Below are 18,416 nucleotides of genomic sequence, written 5' to 3'. Positions count from 1 at the left end.
TTGATTTAAAAAGGCAGCGCTCCCTTTTATCATTACAAATATGCCTCCCTTAAGTTCCGGCTTAAGAGAGGCATATTGGGTTTCCCTGATTGGGAGTATTTAACACATACGGGGTTAAATCTTCATCACAGAGCCGGGATAAATGCTCCTGAAGTAGCCCATGAAAACAAGGATGGCATCAGCACCATAATCACGGAGACAAACACAATCAGGGCGCTCAGCTTGATTACGTATTTGCCCAACTGACCGATGGTGCAGCCTACAATCGGACACATGACGAAAATACACAGGCCGCAGAGCGGGCTGCAGAGGCCGACTGCCTGGCACATGATAATCGCGACGATGGCTGTATAGGGATCCATACCGAAGCTGATAATGACCGGTGCAAACAGCGGAACCAGGATTGTCATTGCGGCGCCGCAGTCCATGAATGCGCCCAGGATCAGCATGCATACCAGAATCAGGAGAATCAGGAGCGTGCTGGAAACGCCGGAGCTTATCAGGGCGCCTGCCAGGCTGGCCGGGATATCCAGCGCCCTCATGGCCGCTGAAAATACGTTGGACAGAGCAATCAGGAAGCAGAGGGGAGCGGCGTTCATCACGCATTTCTTCAGAATCGGAACGACATCCTCGACCCGGATTGTATGGTATACAAAAATTGCCACTATCATTGAATAGGCCAGACTCAGAACCGCGGCCTGGGCCGTGTCGGCAATGCCGCTGAAGATGGTGCCCAGAATCAGGACCGGAGTCAAAAGCGCCCAGATACTGTCCTTAAAGAGAGAACCAAAGCTCTGTTCGTGGAGCTTATCGACGGCGGCGCTGATTTTCACCTGATCTCCGTCATTTTTCAGGCAGCAGTGCAGATAGGCATAGCCAATCAGCAGGAGACCGGCGCAGACACCGCCGACGGCTGCGATCTGGTACAGGGGAACCAGTTCCAGCCCTCCGGCCAGTCCGGCGGCTCCGGTCAGCGGTACGCTGGGAGGAATGACCATTCCAAGACAGCCGGCCGACACCAGGATGCTGGCGCTGAAAAATTTATCGTAGCCCATGCCGACCAGCATCGGGTAGCACATTGCGCCGACAGCCGCGGTTGTAGCGGGGCCGGAGCCCGAGATGGCGCCGTAAAACATACAGGTTGCGATGGAGATAATGGGCATAAATCCTTTTTTCTTGCCAAAGAAATAGGAGAAGGTATCAAAGATTTTATCGGTCAGTTTTCCTCTGGCCATAAATTCGCCGGCCACCATGAAAAGTACAATAGTCAGCCCGACATTATTGGCGACCGCGCCGTTGATTGCTTCGCCGGCTATCTGCGTCCACATAAGAGGCGAGGCTGCGCCCATGAACAGGGGAATACTGGCTGCCGACACCAGGATACATCCGGCAATAGGCATTCCAACAAAGATTAATCCACAGAAGAAAAGTATCAGAAATATAGCTGTCATGATTCAGCGCCTCCTTTCTTAGCCTGAGTAAACCGCGCAACATATGCGATTACTCCCAGGGCATATCCTATAACCGGTGCGGCATAAGCCAGAGCCAGCGGAATGATTGGTGTTTTAGCGTTGACGGCTCCGGTGGAAACGGCGTCCAGCAGATTCTGAATGCTGAACCAGCACATTAAAATCATCATGATGAACAGGACGGCGTCGCAGAAAATCTTCAGAAAGTTTTTAATGCCCTCCGGATACAGGCCGACCACCATGTCGATCCGCATAAAGGCGGCTCTTTTCACCGCAGGCCCCAAAGCCAGAAATACCATCCAGCCGTAAGCATAGTAAGAAAACTGCATAAATAATGTCTTGATGTCTTCCGAGATAAACTGAAACACCACGCTGAGCAGGGTGCAGACCGATGCGATGACAATCATAATCAGCATCAGATTCTGTGCCAGTTCGTCCAGAAAATCCTTCTTTTGTTCCATAACCCTCGTCTCCTTCCATTCTACATTGTTGTCTCGTAGTCCCCCGGCGTACCGAGCAGAAAATACCCGCGTTCGGGAATCTGTCTCACATATTGATCAAAAAACTTTACGAATTCAAACACATTTTCATCCGTTTTGAAAGCGGGATCCGAGTGTTCCGCACCCTCGAAAAGCCGGATGGAGATATGGCTGTCCCCCAGAAGCTCGGTATATTTTTGATAAAACCTTTCACACTGACAGTAAGGAACTACATGATCCCCTGTTCCGTGTTCCACATAAAACGGCACTGTTCGGCTGTCCAGATGGCAGACGGGGCTGGCATCCTTAAGACGTTCCGGATGTTCTTTCAGAGAGTGTCCGAACATATATGCCTCGGCGCCGAATTCATAGTCAAAACTGCGTTCCGGATATGTTTTCATGCAGTCTTCGGCCCAGTTTATAAAATCGTAAACGCCGAACCAGACGAAGACAGCCTGGACGCTGCTGGAATAGTCTGCGCAGCCCATAGTCAAATCTTCATATAGGGCCTTTCCGTTTGTCGTGCCCATCATGGCTGCCAGATGGCCTCCGGCGGAATTGCCCGCTACGCCAATCCGTTCCGTATCCAGATTATATTTTGCCGCGTTAGCCCGCAGAAAACGGACGGCAGCTTTGCAGTCATACAGGGGAAGAGGCCATTTGGCTTCGTCCGAGAGTCTGTAATTGATGCAGCATACGGCATATCCGGCATACAGAAGCCGGTAAACTGACTGGGTCTGGACATGGTTTTTATCACCGGTCAGCCAGCCTCCCCCGTGGATGAACATGATTACCGGATAAGGCCCCTCTCCTTCATTCGGCAGTACGATATTGAGCTTTTGAGCGGCAGAACCGTCCGCATACGGCAGGTCTGTATAAGAACGGGAAAACCCGCTTAAATCGGTGCTCCTGGGGATTGTCTCACTTCCGGGAATTGTACGGAGCACATCCTCCTTAGTTACAGAATACATTTTTTCTCCTTTCCTTCAGGAGGGAGTTGTGTTCCCTTCCGAAAGCCGTCTTTTTTAACTAATCACATTATATAGTCGGAATTGGAATTATTCTACAAAGGATCTTACTATGTTGCTTAAGAAACTTATCATTTTGCATACGGATTTACGGGGGTAAAAACTGGTTTTGACAGTTTTAACCAAATTATCTTCTCATTTGGTGAATTATTTTTCTATTTCCGTCTACCGTGTCCCCAATTTTATTGTCAAAAAAATTTCTTCTTGTTATAATTGGTGAAGTGGGAAGGAGGGTTCACATGTGGATCTACGACTATAAATCAGAAAAGGATAATCCCTACCGGCAGCAGCCGTTTGTAGAGATTACCCATATGTGCTATATTGATAACCTGCCGCTTTGGACATACCCGTGGCATGACCATAAAGATGTTTATGAGATCGCGTTTATCACCAGCGGGTGCGGCCATCTGGTGATTGACAACCAGTCTTTTCCCGTAAAAAACGGTTCCGTTATCATCATTCCGCCTGACATCGCCCACCGTTTTACGGCGGATGATGATATTGGCATGCAGTATTATACCCTGCGTTTTAAGGATACGCCGGAGGATGGCGAATTCCAGACGTTCTTTCGCGGTTTAGGGCTGGCGGTTACATCGGGGCTTAACTGTCTCCCTTATATTCAGAGTACATTGCAGCTGCTTTTTAATATCCACCATGCCAACGGCGGTATTGCGGACGGAGCATTTCAGTCCATCTGCCTGGGGCTTCTGGAGCTTACCCGGATTCTGTTTACCAATGAGACCATGACGCTGAGAATTGCCTCAAAATATTCCCTGAGCGATATCCTGAATTACATCCAGGACAACAGGGAACAGAAGATTACACTGGAATCGCTGTCCAGCCACTTTAATATCAGCCCTTCACACCTGAGCCGGATTTTTACCCAGGCCTATCATATGTCTCCGATCAATTACCTGATTCACTGTCGGATTACTTATGCAACAGAGTATCTTCTGAAATCGGATTTGACCATAACGGAGATCTCGGAACGCGTCGGCTATGACAATCCGACCCATTTTACCAATATGTTTACAAAACGGATTGGCTGCACTCCCAGCGAATACAGGGAGAGGAACGGCCGGATTCCGCTGGAGGAGAAGGCGGAAGAATAATTTGGAAGGAGAAATACCTTGGTTTACAATAAGGCGCTGGATGGCGCCTTCCGCTGGCATAAGCAGGTGAGTGAGAACATGGAGTCGGATTATTACGGCTTATATAAGAATATAAAGTCCAGGAATGGAGGTGAGGCGCCCGGATGGAGGAAAAACAAAGAGATAAAAGCAGTAAAAACAGAGACGGAAAGAGGCCGGACATAAACAAAGAGCAGCCTGGCATGGGCAAACAAAGAGCATATAATAAAAGACGCCCCTGGAAAATCGTGGACACGTTCCTTCTGATTCTCATAACCGTCTGCGCCGTATTGATTGCCGGGCATATCATGGAGGGAATCCGGCAGAGAAACAAGGAAGAGGAAATCCGCAGGCTGGCGCTTCAGGAAACGCAGCAGACCCAGGCGGAAACCACGGCAAAGAGCAGCCGTGAGACGGAGGAAGAATCGGCGCCCCGTGGGACGGAACCCTATCATTCTCCTGTGGATTTTGAAAGCCTCCGGGCGGTGAATCCCGATGTTGTCGCCTGGGTGGAAATATCTGGGACAGACATCAGTTATCCGGTTGTGCAGGCAGGGGACAATGAGACGTACCTGAAACGCGATTTCGAGGGAAAGACCAGCGCATCCGGAGCTATTTTTCTGGATATGGACAGCGATGCCGATCTTATGGGACTGCACTCGATTCTTTACGGGCATCACATGAAAAATCAGACGATGTTTGCCCAGCTTGTGAAATTTAAAGAGGAAGCATTTTTTAAGAAGAACCGGGAGGTGATTCTCTATACGCCGGAGGCGGAGCTTCACCTGAGAACGATAGCAGCCGTGTACGGCGACGCCGACGGAGAGAAGAGAAGGACACAGTTCGCTTCCCATGAGTCATTTGACGCCTATGTGGATGAGATGACGAAAAACTGCAGCTTCCGCGAACTGCCGGAGGGTGATATCGGGGGCCTGTATTCCTTTGTCACATGCAGTTATGAGTTCAATGACGCCCGTACCATCCTTTACGCGGTCCGGGAAAACGAAAGGGCGGAATAAAGGAAAAAGGGATAAAAAGCCGCAGACAGAGAAAAACAGCGGTAAATATTAAGTTTTTTGTAAATGTTATCCGTTTACAAGCCCATTTCCTTTGTGCTATATTACCTATAGTGCCGAGATCTGCCCATTTTCAGTGATGAGCGCCGCAAGGAGCCCGGATCTGAGATGGATACAAAAGCAGAAAATAAAAAGTACGAGGAGAAGACAATGAAAGGTATCGTTCTGGCAGGCGGTTCAGGAACACGCCTGTATCCGCTTACAAAAGTAACTTCCAAACAGTTATTGCCTATCTATGACAAACCGATGATTTATTATCCGCTTTCAGTTCTGATGAATGCTGGAATCCGTGATATTCTGATTATTTCCACACCGGATGATACGCCGAGGTTTGAAGAGCTGTTCGGCGACGGCCATCAGTTTGGCATCAATTTAAGTTATGCGGTACAGCCGAGTCCCGACGGGCTGGCCCAGGCCTTTATTATAGGAGAAGAATTTATCGGAGGTGACTCTGTCGCCATGATTCTGGGAGATAACATTTTCCAGGGACAGGGACTCAGAAAGCGCCTGCGCGCCGCGTCCTCCAAGGAAAACGGGGCCACTGTTTTCGGATATTATGTCGATGATCCGGAGCGTTTCGGTATTGTGGAGTTCGATGAGACGGGCAAAGCCATATCGATCGAAGAAAAACCCGAGAAACCGAAGTCGAATTATTGTGTGACCGGCCTCTATTTCTATGACAACCGCGTTGTGGAGTATGCGAAGAACTTAAAGCCGTCCGCCAGAGGCGAGCTGGAGATTACCGATTTGAACCGCATCTATCTGGAAAACGGCGATCTGGATGTCATCCTGATGGGACAGGGGTTCACCTGGCTGGATACGGGAACCCATGAGTCTCTTGTGGAGGCCACCAACTTCGTGAAGACGGTGGAGACGCACCAGCACAGGAAGATTGCCTGCCTGGAGGAGATTGCGTACTTAAACGGCTGGATCAGCCGCGATGAGGTTATGGCCGCATATGAGGTTTATAAGAAAAACCAGTACGGCAAATACTTAAAGGATGTTCTGGACGGCAAATATGTAGACAAGCTTCAGGACAGATAGACCATACGGCAGGGCGAAAACATGCAGGACGAAAATATGCACGACGGCCTGAAAATAAATTTGAGGAGAATATACTATGAAAATCATCGTAACAGGAGGCGCCGGATTCATCGGCGGCAACTTTGTACACCATATGGTAAATAAATATCCCGATTATCAGATCATCAATCTGGATCTGCTCACCTATGCGGGAAATCTGGAAACGCTCAAACCGGTCGAGAATAAGCCGAATTATAAATTTGTTAAGGGAGATATCGCCGACAGGAAGTTTGTCTTTGATTTATTTGAGAAAGAGAAGCCGGATATGGTGGTCAACTTTGCGGCGGAGAGCCATGTGGACCGTTCCATCACTGATCCGGAGGCCTTTGTCAGGACCAATGTTATCGGCACAACGACACTTCTGGACGCGTGCCGTGAATATGGAATCAAGCGCTACCATCAGGTATCCACGGATGAGGTTTACGGGGATCTGCCTCTTGACCGCCCGGATCTCTTTTTTACGGAGGAAACGCCGCTTCACACATCAAGCCCGTATTCTTCCTCCAAGGCCAGCGCGGATCTCTTTGTGCTTGCCTATAACAGGACATACGGACTGCCTGTGACGGTGTCCAGATGTTCCAACAACTACGGCCCGTATCATTTCCCGGAGAAGCTGATTCCGCTTATGATCAGCCGCGCCCTTGCCGATGAAGAACTGCCGGTATACGGCGACGGCGCCAATGTGCGTGACTGGCTCCACGTTTCCGACCACTGTGAGGCTATTGATCTGATTATCCACAAGGGCCGTGTGGGCGAGGTTTATAATATCGGCGGCCATAATGAGAGGACCAACCTGGAGGTGGTTAAGACGATTCTGAAGGCGCTTGACAAGCCGGAGAGCTTAATCCGCTACGTCAAGGACCGTCCGGGCCATGATCTGCGTTATGCGATTGACCCGACCAAGATGGAGACGGAGCTTGGCTGGAAACCGCAGTACAACTTTGATACGGGAATCAAGCAGACAATCGAATGGTACCTGGCGAACGAGGACTGGTGGAAACATATCATCAGCGGTGAGTACAGCCAGTATTTCGATAAGATGTATGGAGACAGATTATAAGAAGCCGGGAGATAATGCGATGAAAGTTTTAGTGACGGGAGTCAAAGGCCAGTTGGGTTACGATGTCATGAACGAACTGGCAAAACGCGGGATTGAGGGTATCGGAGTGGACGTGGACGAGATGGATATCACGGACGCCGCCGCCTGCCGCCGCGTAATTACGGAAGCGGGACCAGATGCCGTTATCCACTGCGCTGCATATACTGCAGTAGATGCAGCGGAACAGAACATGGAAGTCTGCAGGAAGGTCAACGCAGAGGGAACACGCAACATTGCCGTGGTCTGCCGCGATTTGGATATAAAGATGATGTACATCAGCACGGACTACGTGTTTAACGGGATGGGCGAACGGCCCTGGGAGCCGGATGATGAAAGAGAGCCTTTGAACGCATACGGCCAGTCCAAGTACGAGGGAGAACTGGCTATTGAGGAACTGCTGGATAAGTATTTTATCGTCCGTATCGCCTGGGTATTCGGCGTCAACGGAAAGAACTTTATTAAAACCATGCTGCGGCTCGGCAAAGAGAACGGAGCTGTTTCGGTCGTGGATGATCAGATCGGTTCGCCGACCTACACCTATGATCTGGCAAGGCTTTTAGTGGATATGATAGAGACTGACAAATACGGCCGTTACCATGCCACCAACGAGGGACTTTGCAGCTGGTATGAATTTGCTGCGGAGATCTTTAAAAAAGCCGGCATGGAGGACGTCAGAGTGACGCCTGTGGATACGGAAGAATACACCAGGAGCTTTCCAAACCAGGCCAAGAGGCCGATGAACAGCCGTATCAGCAAGGATAAGCTGGAACAGAACGGCTTTGAACGGCTGCCGTCATGGCAGGATGCCCTGGAACGGTATCTGAAGGAAATTCTGTGACAATAAAGGGACAAATCAAGGAGGACATCCACAGATGGGAAAATATTTTGGCACCGACGGCTTCCGCGGGGAAGCAAATGTGAATCTGACAGTAGAAGATGCGTTTAAAGTAGGACGTTTTCTGGGCTGGTATTACGGACAGAAGGCAGCCGACAGCCGTTGCCGCGTTGTGATTGGAAAAGACACGAGAAGAAGCAGCTACATGTTTGAATATTCTCTAGTTGCAGGCCTTACGGCCTCTGGAGCCGACGTTTATCTGCTCCACGTGACGACCACGCCCAGCGTTTCTTATGTGGTCCGGACGGAAGAATTTAACTGCGGCATCATGATCTCCGCCAGCCATAATCCATATTATGACAACGGAATCAAGGTAATCAACGAGCGCGGAGAGAAACTGGAAGAAGAAGTGATCGACAGGATCGAGGAATACCTGGACGGTAAAATCGGGGAAATTCCGCTTGCCAAGAGAGATTCCATCGGACGCACCATTGATTTTGCGGCAGGCAGAAACCGTTATATCGGATATCTGATTTCCATTGCAACACGTTCTTTCAAGAACATGAGGGTCGGACTGGACTGCGCCAACGGAAGCGCTTTTTCCATTGCCAAGAATGTATTCGATGCACTCGGGGCGGAGACACATGTGATCAGTAATAATCCGGACGGAACCAATATTAATACCAACTGCGGTTCTACCCATATCGGGCAGCTCCAGAAGTTTGTGAAAGACAATAAGCTGGATGTGGGCTTTGCTTATGACGGCGACGCCGACCGCTGTCTGGCCGTGGACGAGAACGGTGAAGTGGTGGACGGTGACAAGATCCTGTACGTCTGCGGTAAATACATGAAGGAACAGGGAACCCTGGTTAACAACACGGTTGTGACGACGGTTATGTCTAACTTCGGCCTCTATAAAGCCTTTGAAAGAGAAGGAATCAGCTACGAGAAGACGGCCGTGGGCGACAAGTATGTATATGAGAATATGGCCCAGAATGGGCACTGCCTCGGCGGCGAGCAGTCCGGCCACATTATTTTCAGCAAGAATGCCACGACAGGCGACGGTATTCTTACATCCCTCAAGGTGATGGAAGTAATCCTGGAGAAAAAACAGACGCTCGGCAAGCTGGCGTCGGAGATTCAGATTTACCCTCAGGTCCTTAAGAATGTGAAGGTTCAGAGTAAAGCGGAAGCCCAGGATGACGCCGATGTCCAGGCTGAGGTGGAGAAGGTGGCAAAAGCTCTCGGAGATACGGGACGCATCCTGCTCCGCCAGAGCGGAACCGAGCCGGTGATCCGCGTTATGGTGGAAGCCCAGACCGACGAAATCTGCGAAAAATACGTGGATCAGGTAATTGCGGTTATGAAGGAGAAAGGACATCTCCTGTAAAGCCGGTTAAAACCGGGAATAGAATCAGGCTGGCCTGGCTTGCACAGGCTGCCTTTATCAATCAATAATACGGCTGTCTGCCTCTGCAGACAGCCGCATAGCTTTTTCGGGGAAAGGTGATAGATATGCGGGAACAACTGACGGAAAGTGATATTAAAAAGATTCAGGAAGAGATAGATCACAGAAAACTGGTGGTCAGGAAAGAGGCAATCGAGGCCGTAAAAGAGGCCAGGGCACAAGGCGATCTCAGTGAAAATTTTGAATATTATGCAGCCAAAAAGGACAAGAACCGGAATGAGAGCCGCATCCGTTATCTGGAAAATATGCTTAAGAATGCAAGGGTGGTATCGGACAAATCGAGGCCCGACGAGGTGGGCTTAAACGATACGGTCACCCTCTATTTTGAGGAGGACGACGAGGAGGAAGTTTACCGCCTTGTGACGAGTATCAGGGGGAATTCCCTGAAGGGCCTAATAAGCATCGAATCACCTCTGGGAAAAGCCGTTAAGGGCCACAGGGAAGGGGACAGCGTGGATGTCCGGATCAGTGAAAAGGCCGGGTATACCGTCACGATAAAGAAGATAGAGAAGACCGGTGAGGACGACGCCGACCGAATCAGGAGTTTTTAGTTCAGGCTCCGCTTCATTGCTCTTAAAAGGCTCTGAAAACGAGATTGGCGGCTTTGATTTATGAGAACTCATTATTAATTGACAAGGATTTGACAATATTAATTTATGATTTTTTAAAATATAAAGAAAATTCCGAAAGAAATAAAGCGTAACACCGATTTTAACATTAATTTGTAAAGTATCTGTAAAGCGTTATTGAAATTGCCGGATTCTACCAATATAATGGATGAAAAGGTATGAATTTATACCAAGACAAGGGGAGGAAAGATTATGTATGCTATGTATTTTGTAGCGGTTGGTTCACTGGCAGCGCTCTTGTTCGCAGCATCGATGTTTGCCAAAGTGAAAAAACAGCCGGAAGGAAACTCCGAGATGATTCGGATTTCCACTGCTGTGCGTGAAGGTGCCAATGCTTATCTGAAGAGACAGTATAAGGGTATCGGTATTTTCTTTGCAGTTATGTTTGTAATATTATTAGGTTTGGCGTTCAGCGGTTTACTCAGCTTCTTTACGCCGTTTGCGTTCCTGACAGGCGGATTTTTCTCAGGATTATCCGGATTCATCGGAATGCGCACCGCCACGATGGCGAACTGCCGTACGGCAGAGGGAGCGTCCCACAGCCTGAACAGAGGACTGAAGGTGGCCTTTTCCGCCGGTTCCGTTATGGGATTTACGGTTGTAGGCCTTGGACTTCTCGATATCACCATCTGGTACACGATTTTGAACCTGGTATTCGGTTCACTGCCTGAGGCTGAGCGTATTGCCCAGGTAACCGCCAACATGCTGACATTTGGTATGGGCGCCTCCAGTATGGCGCTGTTTGCCCGTGTAGGCGGCGGTATCTTTACAAAAGCGGCCGACGTAGGCGCCGATCTGGTTGGTAAGGTCGAGGCGGGAATTCCGGAGGATGATCCGCGTAATCCGGCTGTTATCGCAGACAACGTAGGTGACAACGTAGGCGACGTTGCCGGTATGGGCGCCGATCTTTACGAATCCTATGTAGGTTCCATTTTATCCACATTCGCCCTGGCTGTTGCAGCAGGACTGGGTGTGAAGGGCGTTGCAGTTCCAATGCTCTTAGCTTCACTGGGAGTTCTCTTCTCCATCATCGGCACCTTCTTTGTAAGCACCAAAGAGGATGCATCCCAGAAGAACCTTCTGCAGGCTCTGAGAAAAGGTACGAATATCAGTGCCGTTTTAATCATTATCGCTTCTTTCGTGGCAGTGAAGGTGCTGCTTCCGAATAATATGGGCGTATACGCGGCCATCATTTCCGGACTTGTTGCCGGTGTCCTGATTGGCGCGCTGACAGAGTATTATACATCCGACACTTACAAACCGACACAGGATCTGGCCGGTTCCAGTGAGACAGGCGCTGCAACCGTTATTATCAGCGGACTCTCTCTTGGAATGCTTTCCACGGTGGCTCCTGTTGTTATCGTCGGCATCTCCGTGCTCGTCAGCTATTTCTGCGCAGGCGGAGCATCCGATTTCAACCTGGGACTTTACGGAGTAGGCGTTTCCGCAGTAGGTATGCTGTCCACACTGGGAATCACACTGGCAACCGATGCTTACGGCCCAATCGCCGATAATGCGGGCGGTATTGCCGAGATGACCCATATGCCTCACGAAGTAAGGGAACGTACGGATGCCCTTGATTCCCTGGGCAACACGACCGCGGCAACCGGTAAAGGTTTTGCCATCGGTTCCGCAGCCTTAACGGCTTTGGCCCTGATTGCATCTTATATTGATAAAGTACATCAGATTGCACCCGACCTAGAGATGGATCTGACTATTATTAATCCGCCTGTACTGATTGGTCTTTTCATCGGCGGTATGCTGCCGTTCCTGTTCGCAGCCCTTACTATGGATGCCGTAGGTAAGGCAGCGCAGTCCATCGTAGTGGAAGTGCGCCGCCAGTTCAAGGCAATCCCCGGACTGATGGAAGGAAAAGAGCAGCCCGACTATGCAGCCTGCGTAGACATGTGTACAAAATCAGCACAGAGCCTGATGATTGCACCGGCGCTGATTGCCGTTATCGTACCTGTCGGAGTTGGCCTTATCCTCGGAGTAAACGGCGTGGCCGGACTTCTTGCCGGAAATACCGTTACAGGTTTCGTACTTGCCATCATGATGGCTAACTCAGGCGGAGCCTGGGACAATGCAAAGAAATACATCGAGAGCGGAGCTCACGGCGGCAAGGGAAGCGACTGCCACAAGGCAGCGGTTGTAGGCGATACTGTAGGTGACCCATTCAAAGATACCTCAGGTCCTGCCATCAACATCCTGATTAAGCTGACCACGATGGTTTCGATCGTATTTGCGGGAGTGGTTGTTTCATTCCATCTTCTGTAAAGACTGAAATGGCATAAAATCAGACATCGGGAGCGCTGCTGTCCGGCATGGAATAAACTTTCCGGCGGCAAGCGCTCCTTCTGTATCATAAAACACCCCCGAGCGTGGCATAAAGCCTCTCGGGGGTGCTTTTTTCTGCCGCATACACTCAGGGCAGATTCAGTTGTATTTCTATCAGAACCGTTATTTCACTAGAGCTTTTTTCGCCCATCCTCCGGTTTTATACCTTGTAAAGGAGATAGCGGAACCAACAAACCATCCAATCGGGATGGACCACCAGATTGCCCCCGGGCCGATGCGGCTGGCCAGGAAGTAAGCCAGGAGTACACGGGAGAAAAGGTTGCCCAGCGAGCTGAACATAAAGGTTTTCATATCGCCCGCGCCCCGTAAAAGACCATTGCTTGAAAACATGATTCCCATTAATATGTAGAACGAGGATACTACGTGCATATAATCCATGCCATAATTGATTGCCTGGACGTTAGCATTGGAATCCATAAACATGTTTAACAGATTCGGGCCGAACAGGAAGATAACCAGGGTGATAATGGCGCTGAATACGACAACCATAAACATGTTGGCTTTATACCCTTCTTTAACGCGTTCAATTTTCCCTGCCCCGATATTCTGGGCCGTGTAACTGGACATGGCGTTTGAAAAGTTCATGTTGGGCATCATTGCAAGGCTGTCGATCTTAGTCGCAGCCGTATAACCGGCAATGAAGACGGAGCCGTAGGAGTTTACCAGACCCTGCATCATCAGCATGCTGATGGAGACGATGGACTGCTGAATCATGGATGGAACGCCGATTCTGGCAATCCGTTCCACCGCGGAGAAATGGAACAGCGGCCGTTTGCCCTCATCCTCATGCCCCGGTTCATCCTCCAGATTTTTAAGACGGGCCATGATAACGACTAACGACAGGCCGGCACAGACTCCCTGGGCAATCAGAGTGGCCCAGGCCACACCGGCGACGCCCATGTGGAACTTGATTACAAACAAAAGATCCAGTACGATATTAGTCAGGGTGGACAATATCAGGAAGCAAAGCGGTGTCTTACTGTCCCCCAGAGCATTATAGATACCGTTTAAAGTATTGTAAATAAAGAGGAAAATGGCTCCTCCAAGATAAATGCGCAGGTAAATCAGGGAGTCCGCCATGATATTGTCCGGTGTTTTTAAGAGCCTTAAAATTCCGGGGGAGATAATCTCTCCAATCACGGTGATAGCGGCGCTTAAGACAAACTGGCCGATCAGTGCGGTGGAAATCGTGGTTTTCATCTCACGCACCCGTCCCGCTCCAAAGAGCTGGGAGATAACTACGTTGCATCCCATAGACAGACCGGAGGCCAAGGCAACAGCCAGAAAAACAACCGGGAACGATGCCCCGACGGCGGCCAGAGCGTCGGCTCCGACAAAATTGCCGACAACGATGGAGTCCACCATGTTGTATAATTGTTGAAACAGATTTCCCATCAGCATAGGAAGAGAAAAGAAAAACAGCAGTTTCAGCGGTTTTCCTTCCGTCAGATTTTTAATCATTTTCTATATTCTCCTTTCCTGCAAGAGCATTTCTGGCAATCCGCTCCAGATAACTTTGGTACTCCTGCTTTTCATCTTCCGTGAATCCTGCAAAACAGCGTTCATTCCATTCTCTGGAAAAGGAATTGATGACTTCCAGCATCTTCTCCCCTTCTTCCGTCATTTCAATCAGTTTTTCACGTTTGTTGTCAGGGTTAACCAGACGGCGTATCAGGCTGCGTTCTTCCAGACGCTCCATCACCCTTGCCATCCGGCCCTTGTCGATATTGACGATACTGCAGAGGGTGTCCTGGTTGCACTGTCCGTGGCGGCTTAAGGCCAGCAGGACAACGCTGTCCACAGGCTTAAGCTTACAGGTGCGCAGCCGATCCCTCAAAAAACTCTGCTCACATCGGCGTATAATACCAATATTGATTTGCATAAAAACCTCCCGGGAAATAATATGAGATACAGTTTAGCCGGGGATTGAGCATTAGTGAGGTAAGAGAGTTACTATTCACTCCGCGCGCAGTAACGAAAAATACATTCGGGCCAAACTGCAATAAAATAGTGATGAATCAGATACATACGAAATCATGGTAATTCGTATGTTGCATAATATAACCGTTGTTAACTTCAACTATTATATGGGGTGGGAGAGAAAAAATCAATAGGTTTTGATATTTTTTTTCAATATAATGGAAATTCCGGTTTTGCTATGCTATGATTAAAAGATTAGAGCAGAGAAGACATTGGAGGAGTGATGGATATGGAAAGAGATACTGGTAAAAAGGCGTGGGTAAAAATAGCCGGTTTTCCGCTTCCGCTTTATCTGGCGATATTTGCGCTGGTCACGGTCTGTATGTATGCAGGCTGTCTGCCGAAAGGCCTGGTGGGAGGCCTGATATTTTTAATGGTGCTGGGAGAGGGGCTGAATGCAATCGGCAATTCGGTGCCGGTGGTCCAGACTTATCTGGGAGGTTCCGTTATCTGCATTCTGGGCGCGGCCGTGATTCAATCGGCTGGACTGATACCGGAGGAGACACATACAATTATAGATAACTTTGTGAACCAGGAGGGATTCCTGGTGTTTTATATTTCCGCCCTGATCACCGGCAGCCTGTTCAATATTGACCGGGATCTTCTGATCAGAGCAACCGTAAAACTGCTCCCGACCGCAGTGATTGCGCTGGCGGTGGGAGTGAGCCTGTCCGGGGTTCTCGGACTTTTTATGGGAAACAGCTTCCTGGAGGGAATCCTTTTTATTGGGATTCCGATGACGAGCGGAGGAATGACGGCGGGAGCGGTTCCTCTTTCAGAGATGTATTCCTCCGTGCTGGGAATGGATGCGGGAGGGATACTGACCCGTATCGCCCCGGCCACCGTGCTGGGAAACTGTGTGGCTATTGTGTTCGGAGCACTGGCAAACAACCTGGGAGAACGGAAACCGAACCTGACGGGAAACGGGCGTCTTGTCAACGACGGGCATGAGATAGAGCCGCGTCCGCCGATGAAACCTACTTTTGCCCTGCTGTGTACGGGACTTGTCATTTCCCTGGCATTTTATGAGTTGGGGGCGCTGTTTCATCGGTATGTGCCTGTCATCCCGACTTATGCCTGGATGATTATTGCAGTGGTTTTGGTGAAGGGTACCGGAATCATGTCGGAGCAGCTGGAGGATGCGGCGAGGGAGTGGGGGCAGTTTGCCATCCACAGCTGGACGGCGGCGGCCCTGACGGGAATCGGTGCCACGCTGATCGATTTAAAGACTATTCTCAGCACAATCACTCCGTTCTACCTTCTTACGGTGGTTCTGGTTGTTGCGGCGATCACGCTGACCGCCACATTTGTTGGTAAAAGGATGGGATTTTATCCTCTGGAGTCTGCCATTGCCGCCGGTATGTGCACAACCAACATGGGAGGTTCGGGCAACGTAGCCGTTCTGAGCAGCGCGAAGCGGATGGAACTGCTCCCTTTTGCGCAGATTGTGACCAGGTCATGCGGCGCGCTGATGCTGACTCTTGGGGGAGTGCTGGTACAGATGCTGAAGTGATGAGATGTTATTGTTCACAGCGCAATGCGGTGTGAATAATAACACATGAGATTATAGGGTGTAAAAGCATAAAACCGCAGTGACAAATTAAGTTTGTGCATGCTATACTTAGGGCAGAAAATATTTGCCAGGAGAGGTGAGCAGGGATGAACAAAAGAGAGATTGATGCATATTCCTACCAGTTGGGAGTGATCGACTGTTTTAATGAGATGGTTAACGCGGGAGTAAAGAAGATTGCCATGAGCCACCCGTGCCGGACGCAGGAGGAGCGGGATGAGTGTTTGGAGGCATGCCGTGAGATATGCGCTCAGTATGGTACCAAGATGTATGCAGAAAATGATTCTCTTGTCACGGATCTATTTCCGGAAGAGATGAACAGAGGAGCCAGTCACTATATCTTCTATAAGAATGACGAAGATTTAGACAGCTATCTGTCCCTCAGAAAACGGAAGGAAGAGTTAATCAAAGAAGGCAGGTATACGGGGGAGGCCCGTTACCGGATTGCCTGGGATTTCGGTAAACTCCTGTCCTACACGGACGAAGCGGTTGAACGTCTGATCCGTGAGACCACAGGGGCAGAGCGATGAACGGCGGAATCATAGAACTGGATCTGCACGGCAGGAAGGCTGAGGAGGCAAAACGCCTGATCGACGCCCAGATTGACCGGGCAGGTCGGAATGTCTACCGGCTCCGCCTGATACATGGGTTCCATGGAGGAACGGGAATAAAGAACATGATTTGGGAGGAGTATTCCTACGGCCGTGAACCGCGGGTGGTGCGGCTGGAGCACGGGATGAACCAGGGAATAACGGAACTGGTGCTGCGCGAATACTAAAACACGGCAGACAGAACCGCCGCAGACGGGATATGAGTCCCTGCCTGCGGCGGTTCTGTTATTCTTTATATTTCTCAAATCTTATTGCTGCGTCTCCAGATATTCATCTTCTCGGCATCCTTAATCAGTTCATCTCTGAACTGTGGATGTGCAACGGAGATGATAGCTTCGCATTTCTGCCAGGTGGACAGACCTTTTAAATTAACCTTGCCGTACTCTGTTACGAGATAATGGATATTGGCGCGGGTGTCCGTTACGATGGAACCCTGGTTTAAGGTCGGAAGAATTCTGGATTTCAACTGGCCGTCCCTTGTGCTGAAGGTGGAGGAACAGCAGATAAAGCTCTTTCCGCCTTTGGAAAGGTAAGCGCCCAGAACAAAGTCAAGCTGTCCGCCTGCTCCGCTGATATGTTTAACGCCTGCCGACTCCGCATTGACCTGTCCGAAGAGGTCTACGTCTACCGCATTGTTGATGGACATGAAGTTATCCAGCGCGGAGATGGAGCGGATATCATTGGTGTAGTCAACCGGTGCGCTCATACATTCAGGATTGTTATTAATATAGTCATAAAGTTTTTTCGTACCGGCGCCGAATGCGTAAACCTGACGGCCCTTGTCGATGCCCTTGTGAGCGCCTGTGATCTTACCGGCGGCGGCAATGTCCACAAATGCGTCAACATACATCTCGGTGTGAACGCCCAGATCCTTTAAGTCTGACTTGGCGATGAGGGAACCTACGGCATTCGGCATTCCGCCGATACCGAGCTGAAGGCAGGCTCCGTTCGGGATCTCCTCCACAATCAGTTTTGCAACAGCCTCATCCACCTCTGTGGCGGCTCCGCCTGCACCCATCTCGGCGATAGGAGGATTGCTTCCCTCTACAACCATATCAACCTGGGAGATATGTACGCCGTTTTCAAATCCGCCGAGGCAGACCGGCATATTCTCATTCACTTCCACGATGATGACTTTGGAGGTTTCGCAGCAGGCTGCCATATGGGAGGCGTTTGGCCCGAAGTTAAAGTATCCGTGTGCGTCCATCGGAGCAACCTGGAAGATGGCAACGTCCGGTTTGGTAGAGGATTCTCTGTAGTATCTTGGAAGCTCGGAATAGCGGATTGGAGCATAATAGGAAAATCCCTGTGCAATTGCCTTTCTCTCGATTCCGCTCATGTGCCAGGAATTCCATGTGAGATGCTCGGCCGGATTCTCGATTTTGAAAATCTCCGGTACCCACATCAGGATTCCGCCCCTGAAATTGACGTTGGTCAGCTCCGGCATACGTTTTGCCAGGGCGGCGTCTACGGCAACCGGAGTTCCGGTCGTCCATCCATAGTCAACCCAGTCACCAGACTTGACCACTGCCGCGGCCGCGTCGGCGGAAACCAGTTTTTCTGCATACATTTTCTTATAATCCATACTGTTCACCTTATCC

General features: G+C 49.9%; 18 protein-coding genes. 12 read left to right on the top strand and 6 right to left on the bottom strand.

The genetic code is table 11. From position 1 onward, the window contains the following. Positions 1-125: 125 nt before the first annotated feature. The 3 genes from EJL91_RS20505 to EJL91_RS20495 are packed head-to-tail and all read right to left on the bottom strand — an operon-like array spanning position 126 to position 2,919. A complete protein-coding gene (locus EJL91_RS20505) occupies positions 126-1,451 on the bottom strand; it encodes a TRAP transporter large permease subunit (protein ID WP_125143824.1) in 1,326 nt (441 codons plus the stop codon). After that, positions 1,448-1,930 (bottom strand): TRAP transporter small permease, encoded by a 483-nt coding sequence (locus EJL91_RS20500; protein WP_125143823.1) that lies wholly within the window; start codon positions 1,928-1,930, stop codon positions 1,448-1,450. The genes EJL91_RS20505 and EJL91_RS20500 overlap by 4 nt, the downstream gene beginning before the upstream one ends. Before the next feature lie 20 nt (positions 1,931-1,950). Further along, positions 1,951-2,919 (bottom strand): alpha/beta hydrolase, encoded by a 969-nt coding sequence (locus EJL91_RS20495; RefSeq protein ID WP_125143822.1) that lies wholly within the window; start codon positions 2,917-2,919, stop codon positions 1,951-1,953. A 296-nt stretch (positions 2,920-3,215) separates the two neighbouring features. Here EJL91_RS20495 and EJL91_RS20490 point away from each other — a divergent pair, with 296 nt between their 5' ends. From EJL91_RS20490 to EJL91_RS20450, 9 genes are all read left to right on the top strand, one after another. Beyond that, positions 3,216-4,088, top strand: a complete 873-nt coding sequence (locus EJL91_RS20490; RefSeq protein WP_125143821.1) for a helix-turn-helix transcriptional regulator — start codon at positions 3,216-3,218, stop codon at positions 4,086-4,088. A gap of 18 nt (positions 4,089-4,106) precedes the next feature. Further along, on the top strand, positions 4,107-4,292 hold the full coding sequence (locus EJL91_RS20485; RefSeq protein ID WP_125143820.1) for a hypothetical protein: 186 nt from the start codon (positions 4,107-4,109) through the stop codon (positions 4,290-4,292). Positions 4,293-4,309: 17 nt separating this feature from the next. Continuing rightward, the gene (gene srtB / locus EJL91_RS20480; protein ID WP_125143819.1) at positions 4,310-5,125 is read left to right on the top strand and encodes a class B sortase; all 816 of its coding nucleotides are present in this window, start codon (positions 4,310-4,312) and stop codon (positions 5,123-5,125) included. Between the two features lie 207 nt (positions 5,126-5,332). Next, positions 5,333-6,226, top strand: coding sequence for a glucose-1-phosphate thymidylyltransferase RfbA (rfbA, locus tag EJL91_RS20475; protein ID WP_125143955.1), 894 nt, complete (start codon positions 5,333-5,335; stop codon positions 6,224-6,226). Positions 6,227-6,302: 76 nt separating this feature from the next. Beyond that, positions 6,303-7,325 (top strand): dTDP-glucose 4,6-dehydratase, encoded by a 1,023-nt coding sequence (gene rfbB, locus EJL91_RS20470; protein ID WP_125143818.1) that lies wholly within the window; start codon positions 6,303-6,305, stop codon positions 7,323-7,325. Between the two features lie 19 nt (positions 7,326-7,344). Continuing rightward, positions 7,345-8,202 carry a dTDP-4-dehydrorhamnose reductase gene (gene rfbD / locus EJL91_RS20465; RefSeq protein WP_125143817.1) on the top strand — a complete coding sequence of 286 codons (858 nt, stop codon included), beginning with the start codon at positions 7,345-7,347 and terminating at the stop codon, positions 8,200-8,202. A gap of 34 nt (positions 8,203-8,236) precedes the next feature. After that, positions 8,237-9,589: a phosphoglucosamine mutase gene (gene glmM / locus EJL91_RS20460; RefSeq protein WP_125143816.1), complete on the top strand. Its 1,353-nt coding sequence runs from the start codon at positions 8,237-8,239 to the stop codon at positions 9,587-9,589. A 125-nt stretch (positions 9,590-9,714) separates the two neighbouring features. Then, on the top strand, positions 9,715-10,218 hold the full coding sequence (gene greA / locus EJL91_RS20455) for a transcription elongation factor GreA (protein WP_125143815.1): 504 nt from the start codon (positions 9,715-9,717) through the stop codon (positions 10,216-10,218). 270 nt (positions 10,219-10,488) lie between these two features. Next, the gene (locus EJL91_RS20450; RefSeq protein WP_125143814.1) at positions 10,489-12,573 is read left to right on the top strand and encodes a sodium-translocating pyrophosphatase; all 2,085 of its coding nucleotides are present in this window, start codon (positions 10,489-10,491) and stop codon (positions 12,571-12,573) included. A 183-nt stretch (positions 12,574-12,756) separates the two neighbouring features. Here EJL91_RS20450 and EJL91_RS20445 read toward each other — a convergent pair whose 3' ends face one another. Both EJL91_RS20445 and EJL91_RS20440 read right to left on the bottom strand, forming a co-directional pair. Further along, positions 12,757-14,115 (bottom strand): MATE family efflux transporter, encoded by a 1,359-nt coding sequence (locus EJL91_RS20445; protein ID WP_125143813.1) that lies wholly within the window; start codon positions 14,113-14,115, stop codon positions 12,757-12,759. Continuing rightward, positions 14,108-14,536 (bottom strand): MarR family winged helix-turn-helix transcriptional regulator, encoded by a 429-nt coding sequence (locus EJL91_RS20440; protein WP_125143812.1) that lies wholly within the window; start codon positions 14,534-14,536, stop codon positions 14,108-14,110. Before EJL91_RS20440 ends, EJL91_RS20445 begins: the two co-directional genes overlap by 8 nt. A 327-nt stretch (positions 14,537-14,863) precedes the next feature. Here EJL91_RS20440 and EJL91_RS20435 point away from each other — a divergent pair, with 327 nt between their 5' ends. The 3 genes from EJL91_RS20435 (at position 14,864) to EJL91_RS20425 (ending at position 16,982) form a co-directional block, all read left to right on the top strand. Continuing rightward, positions 14,864-16,147 (top strand): 2-hydroxycarboxylate transporter family protein, encoded by a 1,284-nt coding sequence (locus EJL91_RS20435; RefSeq protein WP_125143811.1) that lies wholly within the window; start codon positions 14,864-14,866, stop codon positions 16,145-16,147. A gap of 146 nt (positions 16,148-16,293) precedes the next feature. Then, on the top strand, positions 16,294-16,734 hold the full coding sequence (locus EJL91_RS20430) for a hypothetical protein (RefSeq protein ID WP_125143810.1): 441 nt from the start codon (positions 16,294-16,296) through the stop codon (positions 16,732-16,734). Further along, positions 16,731-16,982, top strand: coding sequence for a Smr/MutS family protein (locus EJL91_RS20425; protein WP_125143809.1), 252 nt, complete (start codon positions 16,731-16,733; stop codon positions 16,980-16,982). Before EJL91_RS20430 ends, EJL91_RS20425 begins: the two co-directional genes overlap by 4 nt. A 74-nt stretch (positions 16,983-17,056) precedes the next feature. Here the strand turns inward: EJL91_RS20425 and EJL91_RS20420 are convergent, their stop codons facing one another. Beyond that, a complete protein-coding gene (locus EJL91_RS20420; RefSeq protein ID WP_125143808.1) occupies positions 17,057-18,400 on the bottom strand; it encodes a butyryl-CoA:acetate CoA-transferase in 1,344 nt (447 codons plus the stop codon). Positions 18,401-18,416 lie beyond the last annotated feature (16 nt).

This window comes from Clostridium transplantifaecale (assembly GCF_900626075.1).
GTDB classification, from domain to species: Bacteria; Bacillota; Clostridia; order Lachnospirales; family Lachnospiraceae; genus Otoolea; species Otoolea transplantifaecalis.
The sequence above is the reverse complement of the archived record's forward strand: the minus strand, read 5'-3'. Positions and strand labels throughout refer to the sequence as shown.